Raw genomic sequence first — 20,673 nt, 5'->3', positions numbered from 1 at the left:
TACTATACATTTGAAATGTGAAATGTAGATGATATTTTTGAGGAGAATTTATGTTTAAATAAAAGAAATATATTATTTCGAGGGAAAAAGTTCTTTTAGATAAACTAAATATTAATATTATATAGTCGCTAATTCCTTTTTAGATTTTGTAAAAGTGAGATTGTCCTGAATATTGTAGACCAGTAAAAATAGACATAAATTGAAAAAAACGTTTCATCTAAAGTAAATAGGCGTGTTCTAACTCAATTTGGTAATTTTGTTTTAAGAGAGGATAGATGCTTATGTAAAGGTTATAAGCGGAGTTTTCTACACATTGATAGACGAAAAAAACCTTCTTACCCTTTAATTTTGCCAACTTAGACTAAATACATTTCTAAATCATAAACCATCGATTAAATTGAAAGTATGAAAAGTAAATGAAGCGAGGGATGGGCAATATGATAAATGTAAATAGATCATTGTTTGGCATAATCATTGTTGTCGGAATTGTATTTTGCGTATTTGTCATCATAAATAGGCCAATATCAAAAGCGGCAGTTTCTGAAGAAATTAACACACGTTTAACAAAAATAGTTGAAAAAGATGAAACATTGTCTAGTGCATTATTAACAATTTACTCCAACAAGACAGGTTATTTCGAACAGTTTGCAGTAGGAACTAAAAATCAATATTCGGAACTACCTGTTCAAATCGATAGTCGTTATCATTCAGCCAGTATTGGAAAAACCATGTGTGCTACAGTGTTTGGCATATTATCTGACGAGGGTAAAATCAACTTAAACGATAAAATCAGTTCTTGGCTAGATGATGATATTCTTAAGGGATTATTTGTCGTAGATGGCACGGATTATAGTGATCAGGTAACATTGAAACATTTACTTAGTCATACATCAGGAATTGGCGATTATTTTGAAGGTCCAGTAAAAAGCGGGAAGCCTATGCTGGAAATCATTTCATCCAATCCAGATCTTTTATTTACACCAGAAGAATTGATTGCATTTACTAGAGAAAACCAGATTCCAGTGGGGAAGCCAGGACAACAATTTTATTATTCAGATACGGGATATATCTTACTTGGATTTATTCTACAAGCTATCGAGGAAAAACCTTACTCAGCAATCTTAGAAGATAGGATATTTCAGCCATTGGGCATGACTGAGAGTTACTTCATGTTCTATAATGATAAGCCTACTGATATCATTGGAATTTATATGAATGAAATTGACTTTAGCAACAAAAACGCTTTATCCATAGACTGGGCAGGAGGCGGTGTTGTTACCACTATGAATGACCTCTTAACATTCATGATGGCATTAGAAAATGGAACCATTCTTTCTGATGATGTTTATAGTCAAATGACTGACTTTTCAAACATCTATACAAAGGGTATTTATTATGGAATGGGTATGATGTATTTTGATTTTAGCGAGTTATCTTTACTGTTAAAATTAAGCTCAATGACAGATCTTTATGGCGGTGTAGGAGTTACAGGAACTTATATGTTATATGATAAAGAAAAGGATACTTATTTTATAGCTAATTTTGGATCACTTGATTATGGAGAAAAAGGCTTAGAAGAATTAGTTAAAATAAGAATGATTTACGATAGAATGAATATAGATTAAATACGTCTTAAGTTGTTATTAGGAGACATACGATGGTTCAATTATTGTGTTCAAATAAAGTTTATGAAAAATTAAAAAAAGAACTATCCAAGTACCAAATTGAAATCAAGCCAGATAGTAGTTTAGTACTCGTAGAAAAAGGATATGACATACCAGACGGAAAGTTGAGTGTCGTATTTGATGGCATTGATTACATGAATGTGATAAAACTATTGATTACGGGCATTCGAGAAGACCTGCATTTTATAAATACTATTGTAGGTTTTAGAGATAATAAATTTGAAGTAATAGAACCTATAGATGTTTTTTATCTAGAAGCAGGTCCCAATGGTATTACGGCATTTACTGAGTTTAATCGGTACAGTATAAAAGAAACCTTACAATTTTATGAAAACGTGTGGGGTATAAAAGGATTTATACGAATTAATAAATCACAACTCGTTAATTTGCTGCATGTGAAAGAAATTATCCCCTGGTTTAACTCCAGATATGTATTGAGAATGGAAAATAACACTGAACTGGAAGTATCGAAAATGTTCTCAAAAAAGCTTAGAAGTACGCTAAAAATATAGGAGATCACTTATGGAGAAAATTCATTTAGAAAATATCATAAAGTCAATTATTCTTGGTCTCTTCATCGGGGTTATACTACAGTTTTCTGATAATACAAACATAAAATTTTCGTATAGAGTTTTAGCGATATTAGCCAGCGGATGTGTAGGTTTCTTTATTGGCTTAGTTACAGAATGGCTAACAGCAATATTACCAATTAGCATGGCAAATGCCCGAACCTACTTCTTAATAAACAATTTGATTGCATTAATTGTGACTACAGTGATTATGATGTCTTTAATTATTATCACAAATAGCGAAATGGTGAAAAAGGGAGAATTCATCTCGGTCTTATTGATTGTGCTTGGCATTATATGTTTAGCAAACCTAAGTGATTATATGATGTATCGGCGTGCCCAAAAAAAATTGAGAAAATTCAAAGCAATGATTAAAGATACTAAGTATTAGCTCCAAAAATAGTGATGGATGGTGCGAGCTGGTAACCGAAATGTTTTTTGCTGTAACAGATATTTTCACCGTTTAACTACAAGATAAGTAGGAACGTTTTTTAAAGGAGCCTCATTTACAAATAAGAATGATGCTCTTTAATTTTGTACTTTTTCAATAAACTTCCGATGTATTTGCATGCTTTTTAACTCTAAACTAACTCATTATATTTAGCTACAGTAGTCATTTATATCAGCCTAAAACCTAAACCATTTTCAACCAAAAGAATAAACTAGTAGAAAAATTATTATTGTGTTGATAGAGGTGACTGAAATGGAGCGAGATTCATTGTTCTTAAAAGGGCTAACTGGTGAAGTAGTAACCGTAAAAGATCCTAACTACAATGAAGCAAGACAAGAATGGAATCGTGCCAATCAAAAGTTTCCATTGATCATTGTGTATTGTGAAAGAAGACAAGATGTTGTGAATGCCATACATTGGGCACGTAAACATTGTGTGGATATCCGCATTAGGTCTGGAGGACATCATTATGAAGGCTATTCTAATGGTGATTTCGTGCTTGTAATTGATATTAGTAGATTGAATAAGCTGAAACTAGATAAGAAAAAACACATATTAGAGGTGGAGGCTGGAGCAAAAAACACAGAGGTGTATGATTTTGTTGGCTCCAATGGATATGTTTTTCCTGGTGGAACTTGCCCTACTGTTGGAGTATCTGGCTTTACACTCGGGGGTGGATGGGGATTCTCCAGTCGACTTTATGGGTTGGGGTGTGATAGTTTACTAGAACTAGAATTAGTAGATTACGAGGGAAGGATTATTAAAGCAAATAAAAATTGTAACGCTGATCTTTTCTGGGCTTGTCGAGGTGCAGGTGGAGGTAACTTTGGTGTGGTTATTAGCATGACTTTTCAGTTACCAAAACCAACACAACGTTCTGTCACATTCATTAGATTCTATTATGTAAATACAACAATTGCTAAGCAAATAGATGTCATGAATATTTGGCAAAATTGGTTGCCTAAATTGGATAAACGAATGACTTTAGTTACAAGCTTTTATAACGCTGAAAATGAAGGGTTAGGTATTTTTGGAACTGGTTTCTTTTACGGTCCATCCAAATTAGCAAAAAAGATTTTACAACCTTTTGCAGAAATTAAAGGGTTTCGATTGAACTTAGAAGAATCTTCCTTTCTAGAAGCAGTGAAAAAGGTAGAGGCAACCTATCCACCTTTCGAAAAATTTAAATCCACTGGTAGGTTTGTACAAAGAAACTATACAGTAGAAGAGCTTAAAAATATTGGAACTAGTGTCCAAAGTCCTCCGAATGGTTCTGTATATGCTGCTATTTCTTTTTATGCATTAGGAGGAGAAATCAAACACATTGATAAAGAAGAAACGGCTTTTTACTATAGAGATGCTAAATATATAATGGGTGTCCAGTCTGTATGGATAGAGGATAAGTATGCAAGAGATAATCAGGAGTGGGTTCGTGAGCGTTTTGAAATGATTAAAAATATGACAAAAGGTTCTTATGTGAATTTTCCTATAAGTGAGCTTAAAAATTATGATAAGGAATACTTTGGAGGCAATGCACAAAGGTTGAAACGAGTTAACCAAAAGTATGATCCGTTTAATGTATTTAGGTTTCCACAGGGATTAAAATGAAATTAAATTGAAATAGGAATGATCACTATATAAGAGATAATTTACGGCTATACTATAAAAGTTCTGTAAATCTTAGTTTCAAATTAATTAAATAAAAGTACTTGTCTAAAATATTATGAAGCTTTAAAATCCTCATGCAAAGGAAGGCGGGTTTATTGCAATGGCATGGGTAGTAGACGCAATCAAGCCCGACTCCTCACCAAACAATTTTAGTTTACATAATATAAGTAAATTGGTCACAACTTACTGGTTATCGGATGCTCCTCATAATTGATCGCTCAAAAGGTTATTCGTATAAATAATATTATTTATTATTTAATCTAGACATGTCCAATATACATATCAAATTGATAATTATTGAGTAACAATAGAGTAGTCCCACAATCAGGCCATTGAAAAAGACTAAAAGTTACTTTCCTCTCCGTAAGGAAAGTGACTTTTTAGTTTGTTTTAAATGAATAACGATCTTCAATATTCGGGTACTGTTTGAATTACGATTTTTAGCATTAGAATTATTTTTCTTAACATTGTAATTCCGCATTTTCTTAAACTACATCAAGTTGTTTGTGTAACATATCACTTAAAAAAGTGCAAAATACCTCCTGAAGCTACCCGTCCTAGATTAGAACGGGTTAGCTCAACTGAGATTATAACATTAGCTATATTATCACTTTATATTACTTCATCTGGTGGTTGTGTCTTTCTCCAGCCATAAAACTGCATAACGTCTTTTGATCATATAAAACATTTCAATTTCCACCTTTCATGTTTTTTAATTAACAAGATTAATATTGACGAATACGAAGATAATCGTCTATTTTTTTTCGGTTCTCTTCAAAGATTTTTTTCACATATTCATCATGAAGAGCTTTCTCAAGAGAAATCTCACGTTTTGTAATAGTTATCGTGAGCGCAAAAAAGTTTAATATCATTTATTATCACCTCCTTAAATGGCCATAAAAAAACCGTAGAGAGACTCCCCTACGGTGAAAAAGGCACAAAAATACCGCAGGGGGACACTTCTCCCTGCGGTATGGGTATGCTTATTTACAAAAAAATCTTAAGCGCTCCATTCCGATGTGGTCGAATGTGTGATTTTCATTTTTACTGAAGTTGTAGCTACCAATGACATCAATTTAACGATAACGATCATTTTATTCGACCTCCTTAAGAATTTTTTTGATTACTTAGTAAGTATAACTAACTTTACGTTGTTTGTAAACATCTTTTACTAAGCTTTCCTAATTATTGAAGTGTGAAGCGTTATGAATGCTGCGGTACATAGGGAAATCCAAACCCGGGGTATGGCTACAAAATGAAAAAGTATTAGCAGATCACATTGAGTAGGGTATCCCAGACATAAATATGAATACTAAAGAAAATTGCAATTATTGGTGGTGACCATTCGGCTATTAATACCTTGTTAGCCCTTGCGGAATTACAAGTAGAGAATTTTGCAACAAAGCTAGTGTGGATTATGCATAAAAAGTCTGTAGAAGAAGCCTATGGCGGCGAAGAAAAAGATGCTTTGGCAGCACATGGCACACTCGGTGTTCACATTCACGGCTTGAATATGCAATTTTTAAGAGAAGTAATTATGGATATTGGCAGGGATTAGCTGGTGGTGGAGAAGAGGGGCAGACTCCTATTAAATCTGCTAAACGAGAAGTATTTGAAGAGGCTGGCTTTACAAGAGATTATCCATATATTGCATTACTTCACTAGCAGTAGAAGATTTAGTTAAAGTAATTTCCTTTGGGGACAAGTCGTTTATGTATTAAATGAATTTTCATTTGGTGTTAAAGTTCCAAAAGATATATCATTATCCAAAGAGCACCTTAACTATGAATGGTTATGTTTTGAAGAGGCATTAACACTTTTGAAATGGGATAGCAATAAAATCTGATTAACCCCAAACATATGTAAGAAAATATTTAAGCTAAAACGGGTGCTTTGCTTGAAGAATACTGAGTTACATAGGCAGCTCATTTTTAGGGATATAGCCCACATACAGTGCTTGCTGTTATTCAATTATTGGGCAAGTACCGTAATAGAATGTAGAAATGGTGGAGGAAAAAAATGAACAAAACGGAGAGGCAGCTTGCAATCACGCTTGAATTACAGCGAAGCAAAACACTGAGAGCAGAAGATTTAGCTTCTCAATTTGAGACAAGTGTACGTACGATATATAGGGATATTCAAGCACTAAGTGAGGCTGGGGTTCCCATTTTAGGCGCCCCTGGTCAGGGTTATTCCTTAATGGAAGGATATTTTCTACCTCCGGTTAGGTTCACAGCAGAAGAGGCCGTCTCCCTGCTCATGGGAGCTGATTTTATCGAGCAAAGGTTGGATACAGATTATGGTATTAATGCAAAGTCCGCTAAACGCAAAATCGAGGCTACTTTGGCGGAGTCAGTTCGTAACGAGTCAAGGCTTGTTCGGGAAACAATGCGACTGCTTCATATAGGCGATCAGTCAACTGAAGAGCGTGTAAAAACGTATCTTAATCAAGTGCGCGATGCAATTTTGAAACAGTGCAAAATCAGTTTTATGTATATTAAAAAAATGCCAGGAACAGATGGGAATCGGAAAAATAAACGTGTGGTCTCTCCATATGGATTAACACTTGTCCATGAAAATTGGGTTTTACTAGCATACTGTGATATGAGGCAAGAAATGCGACATTTCCGCTTGTCCCGGATGTCCGAGCTTTCTGTGTTGGAAGATCAATTTCTTCTACCAAATGATTTTGACCTAAGTAGCTATCGACCACCTGACAATCGAGATGAAAGAATAATAATGAGGGCAAACCCCGAAATTGCCGACAAAATCATTGAGGCAGTTAATTTTTATATTGCATCCATTGAGGAGCGGAATGAGGATGTAATCTTTCAATTTCGTGTTCGGTATCCAGAGGAACTATTACATCATTTACTTGGCTGGGGCGGAGATATCGAGGTGATTGAGCCGAAGTCTTTACGCTTCAAGATTCGAGAAGTAGCGAAAAAAATTTTAGAACACTACTGACATACACCTGTCAGTAGTGTTCTTTTATACTGTGACTATACCAAGATGAAGAGGAGCTGCTTAAAGGATGAAAAGTACAAAGGATGTATTGAAGTCATTTGAACTTACAGTAGAAAGATATTTGGAAGAACTGACAAAACTCAATATGGATAAATTACATAGAAAGCTGAACGAAGAAGATTGGTCCATTGGACAGATGTATGTACATTTAATTCAATCAGCTTTCATGCATCTACATAATGTCGAGCAATGTTTAGCTGGTAGCGAATCGACATTGAACCCAACGAAGGAAAAAACTGAGCAGGGTAAGATTGTTTTTAAACTAGAACAATTTCCAGCTGTTCGTATTAAGGTCCCTGCTTCTCCGATTTATACTCCGCAACCACCAGAGAGCATGGAGCATTTGGTAGAAGGACTTAACAGTGTAGTGGAACAGATGAGGAATACGGAATCAGTTCTACTTCAAGCGCCTGTAAGTAACAAGATACTTCATCCGGCGTTCGGTGCTTTAAACGCTCAGGAATGGTTTATGTTGATTGAAATGCATTACAGACATCATTTTTTACAACTGGATCGGTTGAAAACGAGTTTAGTGTAGGGGGATGCATCATGTCGAATATAACAAGTCAGAAAAGCAGATATTGGATTGGCGTTGTATCCGCTTCTCATGTGAATTTAGCCATAGAAGGTGGTTTTGCACAGTTGTGTCACGGTAAGGCAGCACCTTTGCGTAAAATGTCTCCAGGTGATTGGCTGATATACTATTCCCCTCGCACAGACATGTTAAAAGGGAAGCCAGTTCAAGCATTTACTGCTATTGGTCAGGTTACGGACAACGGTGCTTACAAACATCAAGTGTCGGAGTCGTTTGTGCCATTTCGCAGAGATATGCGTTATATTCCTTGTCGAGAAGTTAAGATTGCATTGTTGTTAAACCAGCTCACTTTTACGCGTGGAAATCGCAATTGGGGATTTCCATTCCGTCGAGGTCATTTTGAAATTGGAGCTGAAGATTTTATGACAATCGTTACTTCGATGTTAGATGGTGAGGAACAGGCGTTATCCGAGTTCCTAAAACACTGATTATTTGAGTCGTGGTGGTAATAATTGGTGTGTGATATGATTAACAGAATATTGTTTGAAGGTTCTATAACCGGGCGCATTTCTGCAGAAAAAAATACGTCTACGAAATAAAAAGGACCATGTGTTTATGGATAAAGTATAAATTTTAGGGGGTATTTTATGTTTGTAGTAAATGTAGAAGGGGCTATTCGTCGCAATGAGAAATGGCTTTTAATCCGTAGAAGTGAAAAGGAGGAGCATGCTGGTGGAGGTCTCTCATTAGTAGGAGGAAAGTGTGAAATTGAAGGTGATTCGTCTGATATTCTGGAAAGAACATTAAAACGAGAAGTTTTTGAAGAAGTAGGTAGCGAAATTACAGGCATTAAATATGTAAATAGCTCCTCCTTCGTGACAGAATCAGGGATAAATGTAATCGATATAGTTTTCCTATGTCATCATAAATCTGGAGAACCTTACGCTAAAAGTACTGAAGAAGTGGATGATGTTATTTGGATGACTACATCAGAGGTTCTTGCACATACGGAACTACCTTTATTTCTAAAAGAAAACATTAAACTTGCAGAGAAAATACTACAAGATAATATGCAGATGAAATATTAGTTATACATTTTCCATTATAGGGCGCCATTGTGGAGCAACAAAGTTGGAAAATGATCAAACTTTTTTATAAAAACCTAACTTAAAACTGCTAAAGAAGAATCCCTTTTGATCAATCTTTTTCAAAAAGGAATTCTTCTTATTTAACGTAAAATAAAGGTTTGTGAGGTATTTTTGCTCAATCTTTATTCTAAATCTACAAAAATCTGTTGCAATTCAAAACATTAAATCATAATATAAGAATATAGTTATATACGGATTAATTCACCTTTCTTTAACGAGGTGATTTTATTTAAAATAATATATAAGCAAATAATTATATAAGGAGTGCAGATAAATGGAAAATACACTAATTGAAAAACAACTAAAAGCAGCTGCAGATTTAAATCGCATTAAATTACTTGCATGCATGAAAAATGGGGAGGTATGTGTATGTGATTTTGTAGATGTACTAGGCATATCACAACCAGCCGTTAGTCAACATCTGCGAAAATTAAAGGAGGCAGGCATTATTACGGAACGAAAAGTAGGGACTTGGAAACATTACCGTTTAGTAGAGGATCAAACGCCATTGATGAAGGGCATCTTAGAACAAATTCAGCCTTTAAAGGGTTGCAACTGTGGCACAGATTGTTGCCATGTAGGGGGAACTGATAATGAATAATAATTCTTTAACCAAGCAGCTTTCTTTTCTAGATCGTTACCTTACCCTATGGATATTTGTTGCTATGGGAATAGGTGTTTTATTAAGTTTGACAATGCCTAATATTGGAGAAGCATTAGAGGCCATGTCTATTGGCACAACATCCATACCGATTGCTATCGGGTTAATTGTCATGATGTACCCACCATTAGCGAAAGTAAAGTATGAAGAAATGTGGCGTGTGTTTAAGGATTGGAAAGTGCTTTTACTTTCTCTTTTTCAAAACTGGTTACTCGGACCGTTCTTAATGTTCTTTTTAGCCATCATCTTCCTGCACGATTATCCAGAGTATATGGCTGGACTGATTATGATTGGTTTAGCTCGATGTATTGCAATGGTCATTGTATGGAATGATTTAGCGCGTGGAGACCGTGAATATGTAGCTGGTTTAGTTGCGTTTAACTCCATCTTTCAAATCGTGACTTATTCAATTTTTGCTTACTTTTTCTTAAATGTATTACCTGGTTGGTTTGGTTTAGAGAATTTCCATGTATCCATTTCTATGTGGGAGATTACTAAGAGCGTACTGATTTACTTAGGGATACCATTTGCTGCAGGGTTCCTCACACGATGGATAGGCATTAAAACAAAAGGGAAACAGTGGTATGAGGAAAAATTCTTGCCAAAGATTTCACCACTTACTTTAATTGCCCTGTTATTTACGATAGTGATGATGTTTGCCTTAAAGGGTGAGCAATTAGTGGAACTGCCACTTGATGTGGTACGAATTGCAATCCCATTATTTATTTACTTTGTAATTATGTTTGCTGTGTCATTCTTCTCTTCCCGTAAAGTAGGGGCATCTTATCCTGTCACAGCAGCTCTTTCTTTTACAGCTGCAAGTAACAATTTTGAGCTGGCGATTGCGGTAGCAGTTGGCGTGTTTGGCCTTCACAGTGGCGTGGCATTTGCTGCTGTTATTGGTCCACTTGTAGAAGTACCTGTTCTCATCGGACTTGTATGGGTTGCCCTACGTTGGCAGAAAAAATACTTTAAAACCATTAAATTATAAGGAGCAATTACTATGACAAATACACTTTATTTCTTATGTACAGGAAACTCATGTCGAAGTCAGATGGCTGAAGGATGGACAAAAAAGCTACTACCAACCAATTGGACAGTTAAAAGTGCTGGGATTGAAGCACATGGCGTAAATCCGAATGCTGTTAAAGCGATGGCAGAGGTAGGAATTGATATTTCAAATCATACATCCGATTTAATTAATATGGAGACATTACATAACGCCACGTTAGTAGTCACGTTATGTGGAGATGCAGCTGATAAATGCCCAATGACACCTCCTCACGTTCGTCGTGAGCATTGGGGATTTGAAGATCCAGCGAAAGCGACAGGTACGGATGAAGAGAAGTGGGCTGTATTTCAAAATGTTCGTGATGTAATTGGTAAACGCATTGAACAATTTGTAGCTGAGGAGCTGTAATACTTCTATTAGAAATACTTCAATCCGTTGAATGGAGGATACAATCATGACAGTAAACCATGCTAGCGTATTAACTAAAAATTATTTTATCGCTTATCTAATGTTAATTATGAAAAGTAGAGAATACACATTGAATCAGGCTAAAAAGTTTGCTTTTGATTTCTTTTTTAAAGGAGATAGAGATCATTACGGCACTTCTACTTGGTTGCAATTTGAAAAGGCTATAAAAGAAATTGAAATTGAAATGTGTTAATTACACATGCACAGTATAAACGTCTAGCTAAGTGCTAGGCGTAAAAAATACATTTTATATAAGTGAATGCTTATATAAAGAAAATAGAGGAGAATTTAATGATGAAAACACTAAAAGTAATCAACCAAAATGGATCTTGTTGTACTACTAAGGATATTGAAGTACAGGAGAGTGTTAATAACCCCAATAAGAATTTACCGATTGTCATAATTGGTGCAGGTCCCATTGGATTAGCTACAGCTGCTCATTTAGTGGAACAAAAGCAAGCATTTATTTTACTTGAGGCTGGGCATGAAATAGCACACAATATTCGTACCTGGGGGCATGTTACATTATTTTCACCATGGCGTTATAACATCAATAAAGCTGCTAAATCATTATTAGAGGGGTCTGATTGGGTAGAACCTAACTTAGAAACAATACCTACCGGGCATGAGTTAATTGATCTTTATTTAAAACCTTTGGCAGAGTTAAGACAAATAAAACCAAGTATCCGATTGAACTCCAAAGTAGTAGCTATTTCAAGACAAAAAAATGATAAAATGAAATCAAAAAATCGATTCAATCAATCCTTTAATATATATGTTGAAAAAGAGGATGACATCGATATTATTGAGGCAAAAGCTGTTATTGATGCAACAGGAACATGGGGGAACCCAAACCCAGCAAATTCTACAGGTGTATGGCTTCAAAATGAAAAAGCATTAGCAGATCACATTGAGTATGGTATTCCAAACATAATTACCAAGGCAAAGCGATATGCCAATAAAAAGATTGGAGTTATTGGTGGTGGCCATTCAGCTATCAATACATTATTGGCACTTGCGGAATTACAAGAAGAGAATCCTGCAACAAAGCTAGTGTGGATTATGCGTAAAAAGTCTGTAGAAGAAGCCTATGGTGGCGAAGAAAAAGATGCATTAGCAGCACGTGGCGCACTCGGTGTTCGCATTCACGAATTAGTAGATACAGGTAAGGTTGAAGTAATAACTCCTTTCTATATCTCACAGGTGAAGAAAGAAGAGAACATCCATATTGTTGGTACTATAAACGGAGAACAAAAAGTATTAACAGGATTTGAAGAGCTTATTGTCAATGCGGGAAATCGACCAGACCTATCAATTAACAGCGAATTACGCCTTTCGATTGACTCAGCAACAGAAAGTGTGCAAGCATTAGCGCCACTAATTGATCCAAATGTTCATAGTTGTGGCACAGTAAGGGCGCATGGTGAAGAAATACTACGTCAACCTGAAAAGGACTTCTATATTGTCGGAGCTAAAAGTTATGGACGTGCACCCACATTTTTAATGGCAACAGGCTATGAACAGGTTCGTTCCATAACAGCTTATTTATCAGGAGATGAAGAAGCGTCGAAACGTGTGGAATTAGAATTACCAGAAACAGGCGTATGTAGTATTAATCTTGTTAATCAATCCAATACATGTTGTTAAAAATTTGACTGTTAGCGCAAGCTAGCAGTCCTTTTAAAATATTCAAGGGGGAAATGGAATGGACACACTAATTACTCGTAAAATGGAAAAGAAGGATTTACAAGAGGTATTAAAGATTTATAAAGAAGGAATCGAAACAGGAATGGCAACCTTTGAAACAATTGTGCCTAGTGAACAGGTATGGGATGAAAGACATCATGCGGCCCTGCGCTTTGTTGCAGAGGAACACAATAGAGTAGTTGGTTGGATTAGTATTTCCCCTGTCTCTACACGCGTTGTTTATTCTGGAGTGGGAGAAGTTAGTGTTTATCTATCAAGTGATCATAAAGGCAAGGGTATTGCTTCAAGGCTTTTTAAATTACTAATAGAAACGAGTGAAAAGGAGGGGTTTTGGACACTCCAATCATCCATCTTTGCGATCAATACATCAAGTATCCAATTACATAAAAAGATGGGCTTTCGAATTGTTGGTACAAGAGAAAAAATTGCTCAGTTAGATGGGATATGGCATGATACAGTTTTAATGGAAAGAAGATTAAACATATAGTACGCGCTCCCTGCTATGCTAACGAAATTCTATACTAGGAAGTTTCTCGATATAATTTTAAAAAGATTTATAGTCACCATTTTTTACAGAGGCTTCAATTATGCATTGGATTGGTAAACCTAATTTCTCATAATCAACTTCTAAAGTTTATTTTTTTATATTTCCCAATGATTCCATTTGTCTTACACGTTCCGTTACTGATGGGTAGGACAGATGTACCCTTCTTCCAAGCTCGCTCATTTATAAACGGCTGTTATTATGGAAAACTCAAAAAGCTAAGGATTTCGAGGGTGCTAGAGAACTTCAAAGATATAAATTTGGACTTCAATACAAGCAAAGCAAGGTCAAATTCAAACGAATGAGGTTTCCACATTTTCAGAAAATACTTTAGATATTTCTTTTGCAAATGGTCTAAAACTTTACTTAAATCATGACATGGCAGGATGGAACTTTAATTCTAGTGGTGCACCAACATTTGGAGGTATCCAAACAGCGAAAAACGGTAATAATCCTGTTGGAGCAGTGTGGTTATTACTTAGTGGAGAAAACTACCATTGGAGACTAATACATGGTTATGACACTGAAGGTGGAAATTATGTAGGCTATAAAGATCCAGACGGTGGATAATATAATACATCTACTAATTATGTAAGTTGGACAAAAATATCTGATAAAATCAATACAGTTTACATGAGTAGATAATTTAAAGATTGTGAGGGGGAAAAGTGAATAAATTATCATTGTTTTTTTATTCTTTAAACGTTATTGTTACTTCTATCGCCTTTTACGTGATTAATTTTTTAACTGAACCAGTTTTGATAGGTAGTTCAGAGAATAATATTAGTAATGGTAATCCAGGACTCTTTCCTTTAGTATTTTTAATGCCGTTCTTGATAGTTTCGATTATTGGTACATTTAAAATTGCATATTCTTTTGCTAAAAGAACTTACAAGACAATGCAATATAAAATAATAATTATATTTTCATTCCTTCTTTCGAGTATTATATATTTCTTTACTTTTAAAGAAGCAAGAGAATTTAGATTATTAGTCTTTGAAAATAATGATTCAGTTACTAAAATAACTCAAATTCCATTACTTAACACATATTCAAATAATATCTTCTTTAATGGATGGACATTACTTGCGTTACTATTTACCACTGTTTTTATAGCTTATTGTTTCGCATTAGTTAAGCAAAGAGATACAAGATGAATAAATGAAGCGTTGATCCAAATGGATTAACGCTTTTTATGTGTGCCCGGCATGTACAACAACTCGATGGTAAAAGTCCATACAGGCTTGGCAGTAGGAACTGTTAGCAAAAGACAGGGGTGTCCATGGCGACGTGGAATCTGGAGGTAATAGGACGCAAACTCTCAAACTGTTGAACAGAAATCAGATAGAAGGCTGGCTTGGGATGGATAAACTTGCATAACAAAACGAAGTCTAATACTGTGCGAATCCCATACAGTAAATCTGGTGGTTATATGAGAGGAAAGTGGTTGTGCTTACCCAGGGAGGTCTCTTGAGGGTTATTTTAATTAACAATTTGACTAGTGATAGTCAGATGAGCCAAGTCAACTATGGTGAATGACAGAACAAACTCCAATCTTGAAAGAAACAAGGAGGTGGAGACATCCGCCGAAGCACAGAAAACATCGGGATATAGACCGAATAGATGACTACTTATAGAGGGATAAGCTGGAAGCAAAAGAGCATATAAGAATTTGTCGGGATGTAAACATGGAAATAAAGAAACAAGATGCTATCGAACTAATTGACAAAATCATAGCTGATAAAAATCTATGGGGAGCCCAACAACTGTTGTAGAGTGTGAACCAATATCATGAACGAAGGGTCTGTAGATTCTTGTCCATATACAAGTCTGGACATTTCTTATTCGTATATTTAAGAATCATTTCAAATGCAAAAGAAGTCCGTATAATTGTCTCAGGGGATGAAAAAGAAGTTTTAAGGACTGAACCGTTTATAATGTTGAAAAAACTCCCATGTGATATTCAACAATTGAGTGTGATACTGTAATAAGAAACAGCGCTCGTTTTCATTAAAGATCCAATATAATGATCGTGCAATTCTTTTCTCATCTAAAAAGGCAGGGTTACGCATTTTTTTGTAGAACTAAATGTACAAGAAGTTAATAAAAGAATAAAACGATATTAGATTCTATATATGTATCAATATTCTAAGTTTTTTTAAAAAAAGGGGTGTAAGTTGTGCAAACTTCAATGGGGGAAACGGAGCTTTATCAGGAAAGAGTTATCGATAATTTCATTGACGATATTGGAAGAAAAATGGAATATTCAATTATAGGAAAAGGTACACCAATACTTGTGTTTCATGGTGGACATTCTAATTGTAAAGAAGAGTTTGGCTACGCTGAATTATTGGAACAAGGTTATTCAATAATAACTCCTTCTAGAGCTGGATATGGTAATACAGATCCACTTCTCGGGAAAGATCTTCAAACAGCCTGCCATGCTTATTTAACTATACTCAATCATTTGAATATCGAAAAGGTACATGTAATTGCCATTTCTGCTGGAGGACCAAGTGGAATCTTTTTTGCTTCTAATTATCCAGAACGTGTAAGAAGTCTTACTCTACAATCGGCCGTAACGAAACAATGGCTTACATCTAAAAATATGGAATATAAAGCAGCCAAAATTTTATTTCGTCCTACTATAGAAAAATATACTTGGAGAATAATTAGTCACTTAAGTAACCGATTTTCCGAATTTATGTTTAAACAAATGGCCTCTTCTTTTAGTAAACTTCCTTATATTGAAGTAGCCGCTCAAATTACTGATGTTGATATTGAGATGTTTCGTAAAATGAACAATAGACAACGCTCTGGATATGGTTTTATTATTGACTTATCACAAACTGGAACAATTTCTGCAGCTGATTTACGCTCAATTAAGTGTCCTACATTAATTTTACATAGTATAAATGATAGTGCTGCCCCTGTTGAACATGCTTATTATGCACAACACAACATCACAAATTCGAAACTTTGTATTCTTCAAAATTGGGGTCATTTAATTTGGCTCGGGCATGATTCCGAAAGAATGTATGATGAATTAATAAAATTTTTGATTACCTATTAACAACTTCATATGTATCTAAATTAGTATACGAATCACCTTCTTGTATTTTGTAATAGATATTTCTACTTTAGGAGGTGCATGAAAAGGATTATTTATTTGATTAACTAGAGATATGGATGACTTTACAATACTTAATGTAAGGTTGTCCATTTTTACTTTGGACTCTTTGACTCTATTTATTTAGTAATATTCAAAAAATTAGACTGTTAGAATACTTCGAACAGCCAAGAACTTCAGAATGACAAGTCGAAATGTACAGATATAATGTGAAGTTGACGTATTCAAGCCCTCCTCCTCGCCAAATGATTTTAGTTTACATAATATAAATACCGCTGACACAACCTTATAGTTATCGGATGGTTCCTATAGATTATCGTTCAAAAGGGGATTATTCGTTTAAATAATGTTAATTATCGTTTAATGTAGATTTGTCTAATATTCATAAAAATTATTCTAACAGAGATGAACTTAGCTTGTTGTTAAAGAATCACGATTCAAGTTCATAAGAAAATATATATTGAGATTCTAAAACAGGAATACTTGAGTCGAACATACAAATTTGTATGTTCGACTCTTTTTTACACATTATATAGAACCAATGGATAAGTAATAAATTTGATACTCTGAATTTTTAAAAAGTATTTAAAAAAGGTGTTGATTATGAGATCTTGCAAAATCTAATAAAAGACAAAAGTGAAGCAGCCTAGGTTCTTTTAAATAAATTTAAAAAAGTGTTAAGGAACACTTTAAGGAAAAAAATAAAAAGGGTCACTTGGGATAGGAGTGCCCCTAAGTAACAAAATTCGGAGGTGTAAGGCTAAAATAGCTTTACTTTACTATCAATATGCGGTGATAGCGTAGTTTGTATAGTTCATAGCCTGAGAAATAGATTTTAAAAAAATGCTCTGATATGATTCATAATTAACTTACCAAAATTTAGAGAATGACTTATTTTAATTTTTTATAAATTTAATCCAAATCTCTTTAATTCAATGAAAATACCTTCTAATTGTTTTCCTTTGTCTGTTAACGTATATTCCACACGAGGGGGAACCTCCGGGAATACCTTTTTATTCAATATCCCATGATCTTCTAGTGTCTTAAGACGGAGTGAAAGTGTTTTCGGGCTAATTCCATTCATTGATTTCAATAGGTCACTGAATCGCATTGTTCCTTCTATAAGCAGATCACGAATAATTAAAAAAGTCCATTTAGTCCCAATCACGTCGAGCGTTTTAGCAATGGGGCAAGTCTCACCTGGTGCTCCTTTGGTTAATATTACTGGCTCAATAACACTCATATGAAACATCCTCCTGAAAAATTTTTTTGTTTAATTCACCTTATCATATCACAATAGTATACTTTCAGAAACTTTATGAAATAAATATCACTACTTCCATAAATGAAGTTACTATATTTATAATATCGTTGTACCTATAATTTCATCCCTTATTGAGGAGGTGACTAAAATTATTGCAAGAAATCAACGAAACAAACTACCGTTTGCTCTCATTGCTATATAAATCAATGCTTTTGCTATTGATACATAATCATGAGTGTTCTTCCGGATGAAGCAAACGATTTGAATTTTACCTTAAGTACAGAAGGGTTATCATCTACACGCTGGGTAGTTTTTTAGAAATCATATAATTGAGGGAGCTAGATAAAGATGAAAAATATACTGATAATTAACGGTCATCAGAAGTATAGTTCAGCAGAAGGGAATTTAAACCAAACATTGATGAACAAAATGGTCAGTTTTTTAAGTGAAAAAAACAATGTAAAAACAACAATTATTCAAAAAGGATATAAAATCGAAGAAGAACAACAAAAATTTATATGGGCTGACATTGTCATTTACCAAACACCTATCTATTGGTTCAGTGTCCCGGGCTTATTGAAGTCGTATATGGATGAAGTATATGCTTATGGTTTGTTTTTTAGGGGTGCTGATCAGTATGGAGAAGGCGGGTTGTTGACTGAAAAGAAATATATGTTTTCGACTACCTGGAATGCTCCTGAAAAAGCATTTAACGATCCAAGTCAATTTTTTGAAGGGAGCAGCCTAGAAGAAGCATTAAGTCATTTACATCGTATACAGAAATTTCTCGGAATGAAACCTTTAAAGAGTTTCTCTTGTTATGATGTAGTCAAAAATCCGAAAGTTGAAAAGTTTGTATCCGAACTTGATTTACATCTACAAGAGGTATTGAATTTTTAATCTATTAAGTAAACGTATAAGGGGAGAAAAACATGTTAAAAGATAAAAAAGTTATAATGATCGGTGGAAGCTCTGGGATTGGTTTGGAATCAGCTAAACAGCTAATAGCTCATGGGGCAGAAGTAATCATTGCCAGCCGTTCCGAAGATAAATTACGGAATGCCAAAGAGCAACTAGGAGATAGAGCAACGGCTTATACTCTAGATACAACGCAAGAACAGCAAGTCCAGTCTTTCTTTGAAAAGATCGGCCAGTTCGATCATCTTGTGGTAAGCGCGGCAGAAACATCCGGCGGGTCATTCCTCCAAACGGATACAGCCCAAGCCCGAAAACTGTTTGAAAACAAATTCTGGGGACAATATTATGCAGCGAAATACGGTGCTTCGAAAATTTTACCAAACGGTTCAATCACTTTGTTCTCTGGGGTTGTAGCCTACAAGTCTATGGTTGGCTCAGCAATTCTAGGTGCAGTCAATGCGGCTATTTCGAATCTAGGCCAGACTTTGGCTTTAGAACTTGCTCCGATCCGAGTAAACATCGTTTCACCTGGAATAATTGATACACCTTCCCGTAGCAAAATGCCTGAAGAAGCACGTAATAACTTCTATAATGCACTTGAAAACAAACTCCCTGTGAAACGAATAGGAAGAGCTGAAGATGTTGCACAAAGCGTACTATACTTGCTACAAAATAGTTTCGTGACCGGTACCGTTCTTCATGTAGAAGGCGGTCACATTTTAATTTAAGTCAGCAGCTGAGGAAAATATATCCACTAAACAAGAAAAAACGCTATTCTTTTTGTAGAACTATACGAAAAGATAGTGTTTTTTAATCTTCCCATCTCCATGGGGCTTAAAAGGCACTCTAACACGTTTTCCTTATTTTGTTGTAACATCAGTTATGCAGTGTAAAGCGGGTAGGTGGGAGGCCTGACTTTTTCAACACATCATTAAAGATGACATGTAACCCACGCGGATCTAATGCTTTACGATTTTTATTAGGGAAAACTGGCTCTGATGGATAAATTTGATAGGATCTTAAAGAAGCTTTATAAGATGCCTGAAGCGGCATTAAGTGTGGATGAAGGGGCAATATTCGTTCTTTTTCCCTTTCCATCAATTCGAATCGTTTCATTTATCAAATCCACTTGTTCCCATGTTGATGAAACAAGTTCAGAACGTCTTATACCTGTTATTGCTAACAATTTAAACATTATCTCATTCCGCATCGAAAAACGTGATTTAGTGTGTTCTAGATAGTCAAATAGATGCTTTAGATCCGTTAATGTCATATAGACTGGTAGTTTATCATCGGTCTTTGGTGATTCAATCCCGCGCGTAAAATCATTAGCAAGGTATTGTTCCTTTAAACAATATTTTGTGAATGATTTTAATGAAGAAATTTTTCGGTTCACCGAACGAGGTTTTTGTTTTAAAGATCCTAATAGATATTGGATAAAGCGACGTACTTGGGTCTTGGTAATCTCGTTTAAACAGGTTGAACAGCCATGATCCGTTAAAAAGGTTAAGAAGAGTTGTAAATCGTATTCATAACTCGTTACCGTATTAACTGAGTAATTTTTTTCAATCTCGATATACAAAACAAATTCATCAATGGCAGCATGTAGTTGCACGTAGAAAACCTCCAGATAGTGTATTAAACAATAATTATTATCTGTACAAATAAAACCCATTATCGTAAAAAAGGAGAATTCGTTCACATGAAAATTATAAAGAACTTGGCAGTTACAACTCGAAAAGTACAGATATTATGGGGTGTTGGCGGATTCAAGCCCTCCCTCACGCCAAATAATTTTAGTTTACATAATATAAATTATAGGAAGTTGTGTTTCATTGAAAAGTATACTAATAATAGTGAGACAAAATGAATGTAAAAGGTCACAT

23 protein-coding genes and 2 pseudogenes are annotated in these 20,673 nt (G+C 34.9%); 21 read left to right on the top strand and 4 right to left on the bottom strand.

What is annotated here, in order from left to right:
* Window positions 1–437 precede the first annotated feature (437 nt).
* From PSR12_RS11825 to PSR12_RS11810, 4 genes are all read left to right on the top strand, one after another.
* A complete protein-coding gene (locus PSR12_RS11825; protein ID WP_274773393.1) occupies window positions 438–1,625 on the top strand; it encodes a serine hydrolase domain-containing protein in 1,188 nt (395 codons plus the stop codon).
* Between the two features lie 32 nt (window positions 1,626–1,657).
* Window positions 1,658–2,197, top strand: coding sequence for a LytTR family DNA-binding domain-containing protein (locus PSR12_RS11820; protein WP_221683298.1), 540 nt, complete (start codon window positions 1,658–1,660; stop codon window positions 2,195–2,197).
* Between the two features lie 10 nt (window positions 2,198–2,207).
* Window positions 2,208–2,645 (top strand): hypothetical protein, encoded by a 438-nt coding sequence (locus tag PSR12_RS11815; protein ID WP_274773391.1) that lies wholly within the window; start codon window positions 2,208–2,210, stop codon window positions 2,643–2,645.
* A 312-nt stretch (window positions 2,646–2,957) separates the two neighbouring features.
* Window positions 2,958–4,313: an FAD-binding oxidoreductase gene (locus PSR12_RS11810; RefSeq protein WP_274773389.1), complete on the top strand. Its 1,356-nt coding sequence runs from the start codon at window positions 2,958–2,960 to the stop codon at window positions 4,311–4,313.
* A gap of 785 nt (window positions 4,314–5,098) precedes the next feature.
* On the opposite strand, the gene PSR12_RS11805 is transcribed toward PSR12_RS11810, so the two are convergent.
* The gene (locus PSR12_RS11805; RefSeq protein ID WP_263081689.1) at window positions 5,099–5,245 is read right to left on the bottom strand and encodes a YrzI family small protein; all 147 of its coding nucleotides are present in this window, start codon (window positions 5,243–5,245) and stop codon (window positions 5,099–5,101) included.
* Between the two features lie 488 nt (window positions 5,246–5,733).
* Between PSR12_RS11805 and PSR12_RS23885 the strand changes: the two genes are divergently transcribed.
* From PSR12_RS23885 to PSR12_RS11745, 12 genes and pseudogenes are all read left to right on the top strand, one after another.
* Entirely contained in the window at window positions 5,734–5,931 is a 198-nt protein-coding gene (locus tag PSR12_RS23885) for a hypothetical protein (protein ID WP_446720655.1), read from the top strand.
* A pseudogene (locus PSR12_RS11795) lies at window positions 5,892–6,219 on the top strand (NUDIX hydrolase). Before PSR12_RS23885 ends, PSR12_RS11795 begins: the two are co-directional and overlap by 40 nt.
* Before the next feature lie 173 nt (window positions 6,220–6,392).
* A complete protein-coding gene (locus PSR12_RS11790) occupies window positions 6,393–7,340 on the top strand; it encodes a helix-turn-helix transcriptional regulator (RefSeq protein WP_216485913.1) in 948 nt (315 codons plus the stop codon).
* A 67-nt stretch (window positions 7,341–7,407) separates the two neighbouring features.
* The gene (locus tag PSR12_RS11785) at window positions 7,408–7,938 is read left to right on the top strand and encodes a DinB family protein (protein WP_216485911.1); all 531 of its coding nucleotides are present in this window, start codon (window positions 7,408–7,410) and stop codon (window positions 7,936–7,938) included.
* An 11-nt stretch (window positions 7,939–7,949) separates the two neighbouring features.
* Complete coding sequence (locus PSR12_RS11780; protein ID WP_216485909.1) at window positions 7,950–8,423, top strand: EVE domain-containing protein; 474 nt, start codon at window positions 7,950–7,952, stop codon at window positions 8,421–8,423.
* 159 nt (window positions 8,424–8,582) lie between these two features.
* Window positions 8,583–9,023 carry an NUDIX hydrolase gene (locus PSR12_RS11775; protein ID WP_216485907.1) on the top strand — a complete coding sequence of 147 codons (441 nt, stop codon included), beginning with the start codon at window positions 8,583–8,585 and terminating at the stop codon, window positions 9,021–9,023.
* A gap of 334 nt (window positions 9,024–9,357) precedes the next feature.
* The gene (locus PSR12_RS11770; RefSeq protein ID WP_257522201.1) at window positions 9,358–9,684 is read left to right on the top strand and encodes an ArsR/SmtB family transcription factor; all 327 of its coding nucleotides are present in this window, start codon (window positions 9,358–9,360) and stop codon (window positions 9,682–9,684) included.
* Window positions 9,677–10,735, top strand: coding sequence for an ACR3 family arsenite efflux transporter (arsB, locus tag PSR12_RS11765; protein ID WP_274773384.1), 1,059 nt, complete (start codon window positions 9,677–9,679; stop codon window positions 10,733–10,735). Before PSR12_RS11770 ends, arsB begins: the two co-directional genes overlap by 8 nt.
* A gap of 12 nt (window positions 10,736–10,747) precedes the next feature.
* Window positions 10,748–11,164: an arsenate reductase (thioredoxin) gene (gene arsC / locus PSR12_RS11760; protein WP_274773383.1), complete on the top strand. Its 417-nt coding sequence runs from the start codon at window positions 10,748–10,750 to the stop codon at window positions 11,162–11,164.
* Window positions 11,165–11,210: 46 nt separating this feature from the next.
* Window positions 11,211–11,417, top strand: coding sequence for a hypothetical protein (locus tag PSR12_RS11755; protein ID WP_004230360.1), 207 nt, complete (start codon window positions 11,211–11,213; stop codon window positions 11,415–11,417).
* 101 nt (window positions 11,418–11,518) lie between these two features.
* Window positions 11,519–12,871 (top strand): NAD(P)-binding domain-containing protein, encoded by a 1,353-nt coding sequence (locus PSR12_RS11750; protein ID WP_274773381.1) that lies wholly within the window; start codon window positions 11,519–11,521, stop codon window positions 12,869–12,871.
* A 58-nt stretch (window positions 12,872–12,929) separates the two neighbouring features.
* On the top strand, window positions 12,930–13,418 hold the full coding sequence (locus tag PSR12_RS11745; RefSeq protein ID WP_274773379.1) for a GNAT family N-acetyltransferase: 489 nt from the start codon (window positions 12,930–12,932) through the stop codon (window positions 13,416–13,418).
* On the opposite strand, the pseudogene PSR12_RS11740 reads toward PSR12_RS11745, so the two are convergent.
* Window positions 13,403–13,658: pseudogene (locus PSR12_RS11740) on the bottom strand (AsnC family transcriptional regulator); the annotation flags it as partial. The gene PSR12_RS11745 and the pseudogene PSR12_RS11740 sit on opposite strands and share 16 nt — an antisense overlap.
* Before the next feature lie 195 nt (window positions 13,659–13,853).
* Here PSR12_RS11740 and PSR12_RS11735 point away from each other — a divergent pair.
* From PSR12_RS11735 to PSR12_RS11725, 3 genes are all read left to right on the top strand, one after another.
* Entirely contained in the window at window positions 13,854–14,045 is a 192-nt protein-coding gene (locus PSR12_RS11735; RefSeq protein ID WP_257522198.1) for a hypothetical protein, read from the top strand.
* Between the two features lie 98 nt (window positions 14,046–14,143).
* Window positions 14,144–14,632, top strand: a complete 489-nt coding sequence (locus tag PSR12_RS11730; RefSeq protein WP_257522197.1) for a hypothetical protein — start codon at window positions 14,144–14,146, stop codon at window positions 14,630–14,632.
* Window positions 14,633–15,666: 1,034 nt separating this feature from the next.
* Window positions 15,667–16,548, top strand: a complete 882-nt coding sequence (locus PSR12_RS11725; RefSeq protein WP_439331355.1) for an alpha/beta fold hydrolase — start codon at window positions 15,667–15,669, stop codon at window positions 16,546–16,548.
* Between the two features lie 961 nt (window positions 16,549–17,509).
* Here PSR12_RS11725 and PSR12_RS11720 read toward each other — a convergent pair.
* Window positions 17,510–17,848 (bottom strand): winged helix-turn-helix transcriptional regulator, encoded by a 339-nt coding sequence (locus tag PSR12_RS11720; RefSeq protein ID WP_132362202.1) that lies wholly within the window; start codon window positions 17,846–17,848, stop codon window positions 17,510–17,512.
* A gap of 369 nt (window positions 17,849–18,217) precedes the next feature.
* On the opposite strand from PSR12_RS11720, the gene PSR12_RS11715 reads away from it, so the two are divergent.
* Entirely contained in the window at window positions 18,218–18,769 is a 552-nt protein-coding gene (locus tag PSR12_RS11715; RefSeq protein ID WP_221681844.1) for an NAD(P)H-dependent oxidoreductase, read from the top strand.
* 32 nt (window positions 18,770–18,801) lie between these two features.
* Window positions 18,802–19,515, top strand: a complete 714-nt coding sequence (locus tag PSR12_RS11710; RefSeq protein WP_274773374.1) for an SDR family oxidoreductase — start codon at window positions 18,802–18,804, stop codon at window positions 19,513–19,515.
* A gap of 302 nt (window positions 19,516–19,817) precedes the next feature.
* Here PSR12_RS11710 and PSR12_RS11705 read toward each other — a convergent pair whose 3' ends face one another.
* Window positions 19,818–20,402 carry a tyrosine-type recombinase/integrase gene (locus PSR12_RS11705; protein WP_274773372.1) on the bottom strand — a complete coding sequence of 195 codons (585 nt, stop codon included), beginning with the start codon at window positions 20,400–20,402 and terminating at the stop codon, window positions 19,818–19,820.
* Window positions 20,403–20,673 lie beyond the last annotated feature (271 nt).

Origin of the sequence: Lysinibacillus sp. G01H, assembly GCF_028872195.1 — a bacterium.
Classification (GTDB): Bacteria; Bacillota; Bacilli; order Bacillales_A; family Planococcaceae; genus Lysinibacillus; species Lysinibacillus capsici.
This window is presented reverse-complemented; position numbering and strand designations above follow the sequence as displayed.

Coding starts and splice junctions, on each gene's coding strand:
- PSR12_RS11725 (WP_439331355.1), top strand. CDS start 15,667: ATGGGGGAAACGGAGCTTTATCAGGAAAGAGTTATCGATAATTTCATT.
- PSR12_RS11745 (WP_274773379.1), top strand. CDS start 12,930: ATGGACACACTAATTACTCGTAAAATGGAAAAGAAGGATTTACAAGAG.
- arsB (WP_274773384.1), top strand. CDS start 9,677: ATGAATAATAATTCTTTAACCAAGCAGCTTTCTTTTCTAGATCGTTAC.
- PSR12_RS11770 (WP_257522201.1), top strand. CDS start 9,358: ATGGAAAATACACTAATTGAAAAACAACTAAAAGCAGCTGCAGATTTA.
- PSR12_RS11785 (WP_216485911.1), top strand. CDS start 7,408: ATGAAAAGTACAAAGGATGTATTGAAGTCATTTGAACTTACAGTAGAA.
- PSR12_RS11825 (WP_274773393.1), top strand. CDS start 438: ATGATAAATGTAAATAGATCATTGTTTGGCATAATCATTGTTGTCGGA.
- PSR12_RS11815 (WP_274773391.1), top strand. CDS start 2,208: ATGGAGAAAATTCATTTAGAAAATATCATAAAGTCAATTATTCTTGGT.
- arsC (WP_274773383.1), top strand. CDS start 10,748: ATGACAAATACACTTTATTTCTTATGTACAGGAAACTCATGTCGAAGT.
- PSR12_RS11810 (WP_274773389.1), top strand. CDS start 2,958: ATGGAGCGAGATTCATTGTTCTTAAAAGGGCTAACTGGTGAAGTAGTA.
- PSR12_RS11790 (WP_216485913.1), top strand. CDS start 6,393: ATGAACAAAACGGAGAGGCAGCTTGCAATCACGCTTGAATTACAGCGA.
- PSR12_RS11735 (WP_257522198.1), top strand. CDS start 13,854: ATGGCAGGATGGAACTTTAATTCTAGTGGTGCACCAACATTTGGAGGT.
- PSR12_RS11755 (WP_004230360.1), top strand. CDS start 11,211: ATGACAGTAAACCATGCTAGCGTATTAACTAAAAATTATTTTATCGCT.
- PSR12_RS11715 (WP_221681844.1), top strand. CDS start 18,218: ATGAAAAATATACTGATAATTAACGGTCATCAGAAGTATAGTTCAGCA.
- PSR12_RS11775 (WP_216485907.1), top strand. CDS start 8,583: ATGTTTGTAGTAAATGTAGAAGGGGCTATTCGTCGCAATGAGAAATGG.
- PSR12_RS11780 (WP_216485909.1), top strand. CDS start 7,950: ATGTCGAATATAACAAGTCAGAAAAGCAGATATTGGATTGGCGTTGTA.
- PSR12_RS11750 (WP_274773381.1), top strand. CDS start 11,519: ATGAAAACACTAAAAGTAATCAACCAAAATGGATCTTGTTGTACTACT.
- PSR12_RS11820 (WP_221683298.1), top strand. CDS start 1,658: ATGGTTCAATTATTGTGTTCAAATAAAGTTTATGAAAAATTAAAAAAA.
- PSR12_RS11805 (WP_263081689.1), bottom strand. CDS start 5,245: ATGATATTAAACTTTTTTGCGCTCACGATAACTATTACAAAACGTGAG.
- PSR12_RS11720 (WP_132362202.1), bottom strand. CDS start 17,848: ATGAGTGTTATTGAGCCAGTAATATTAACCAAAGGAGCACCAGGTGAG.
- PSR12_RS11710 (WP_274773374.1), top strand. CDS start 18,802: ATGTTAAAAGATAAAAAAGTTATAATGATCGGTGGAAGCTCTGGGATT.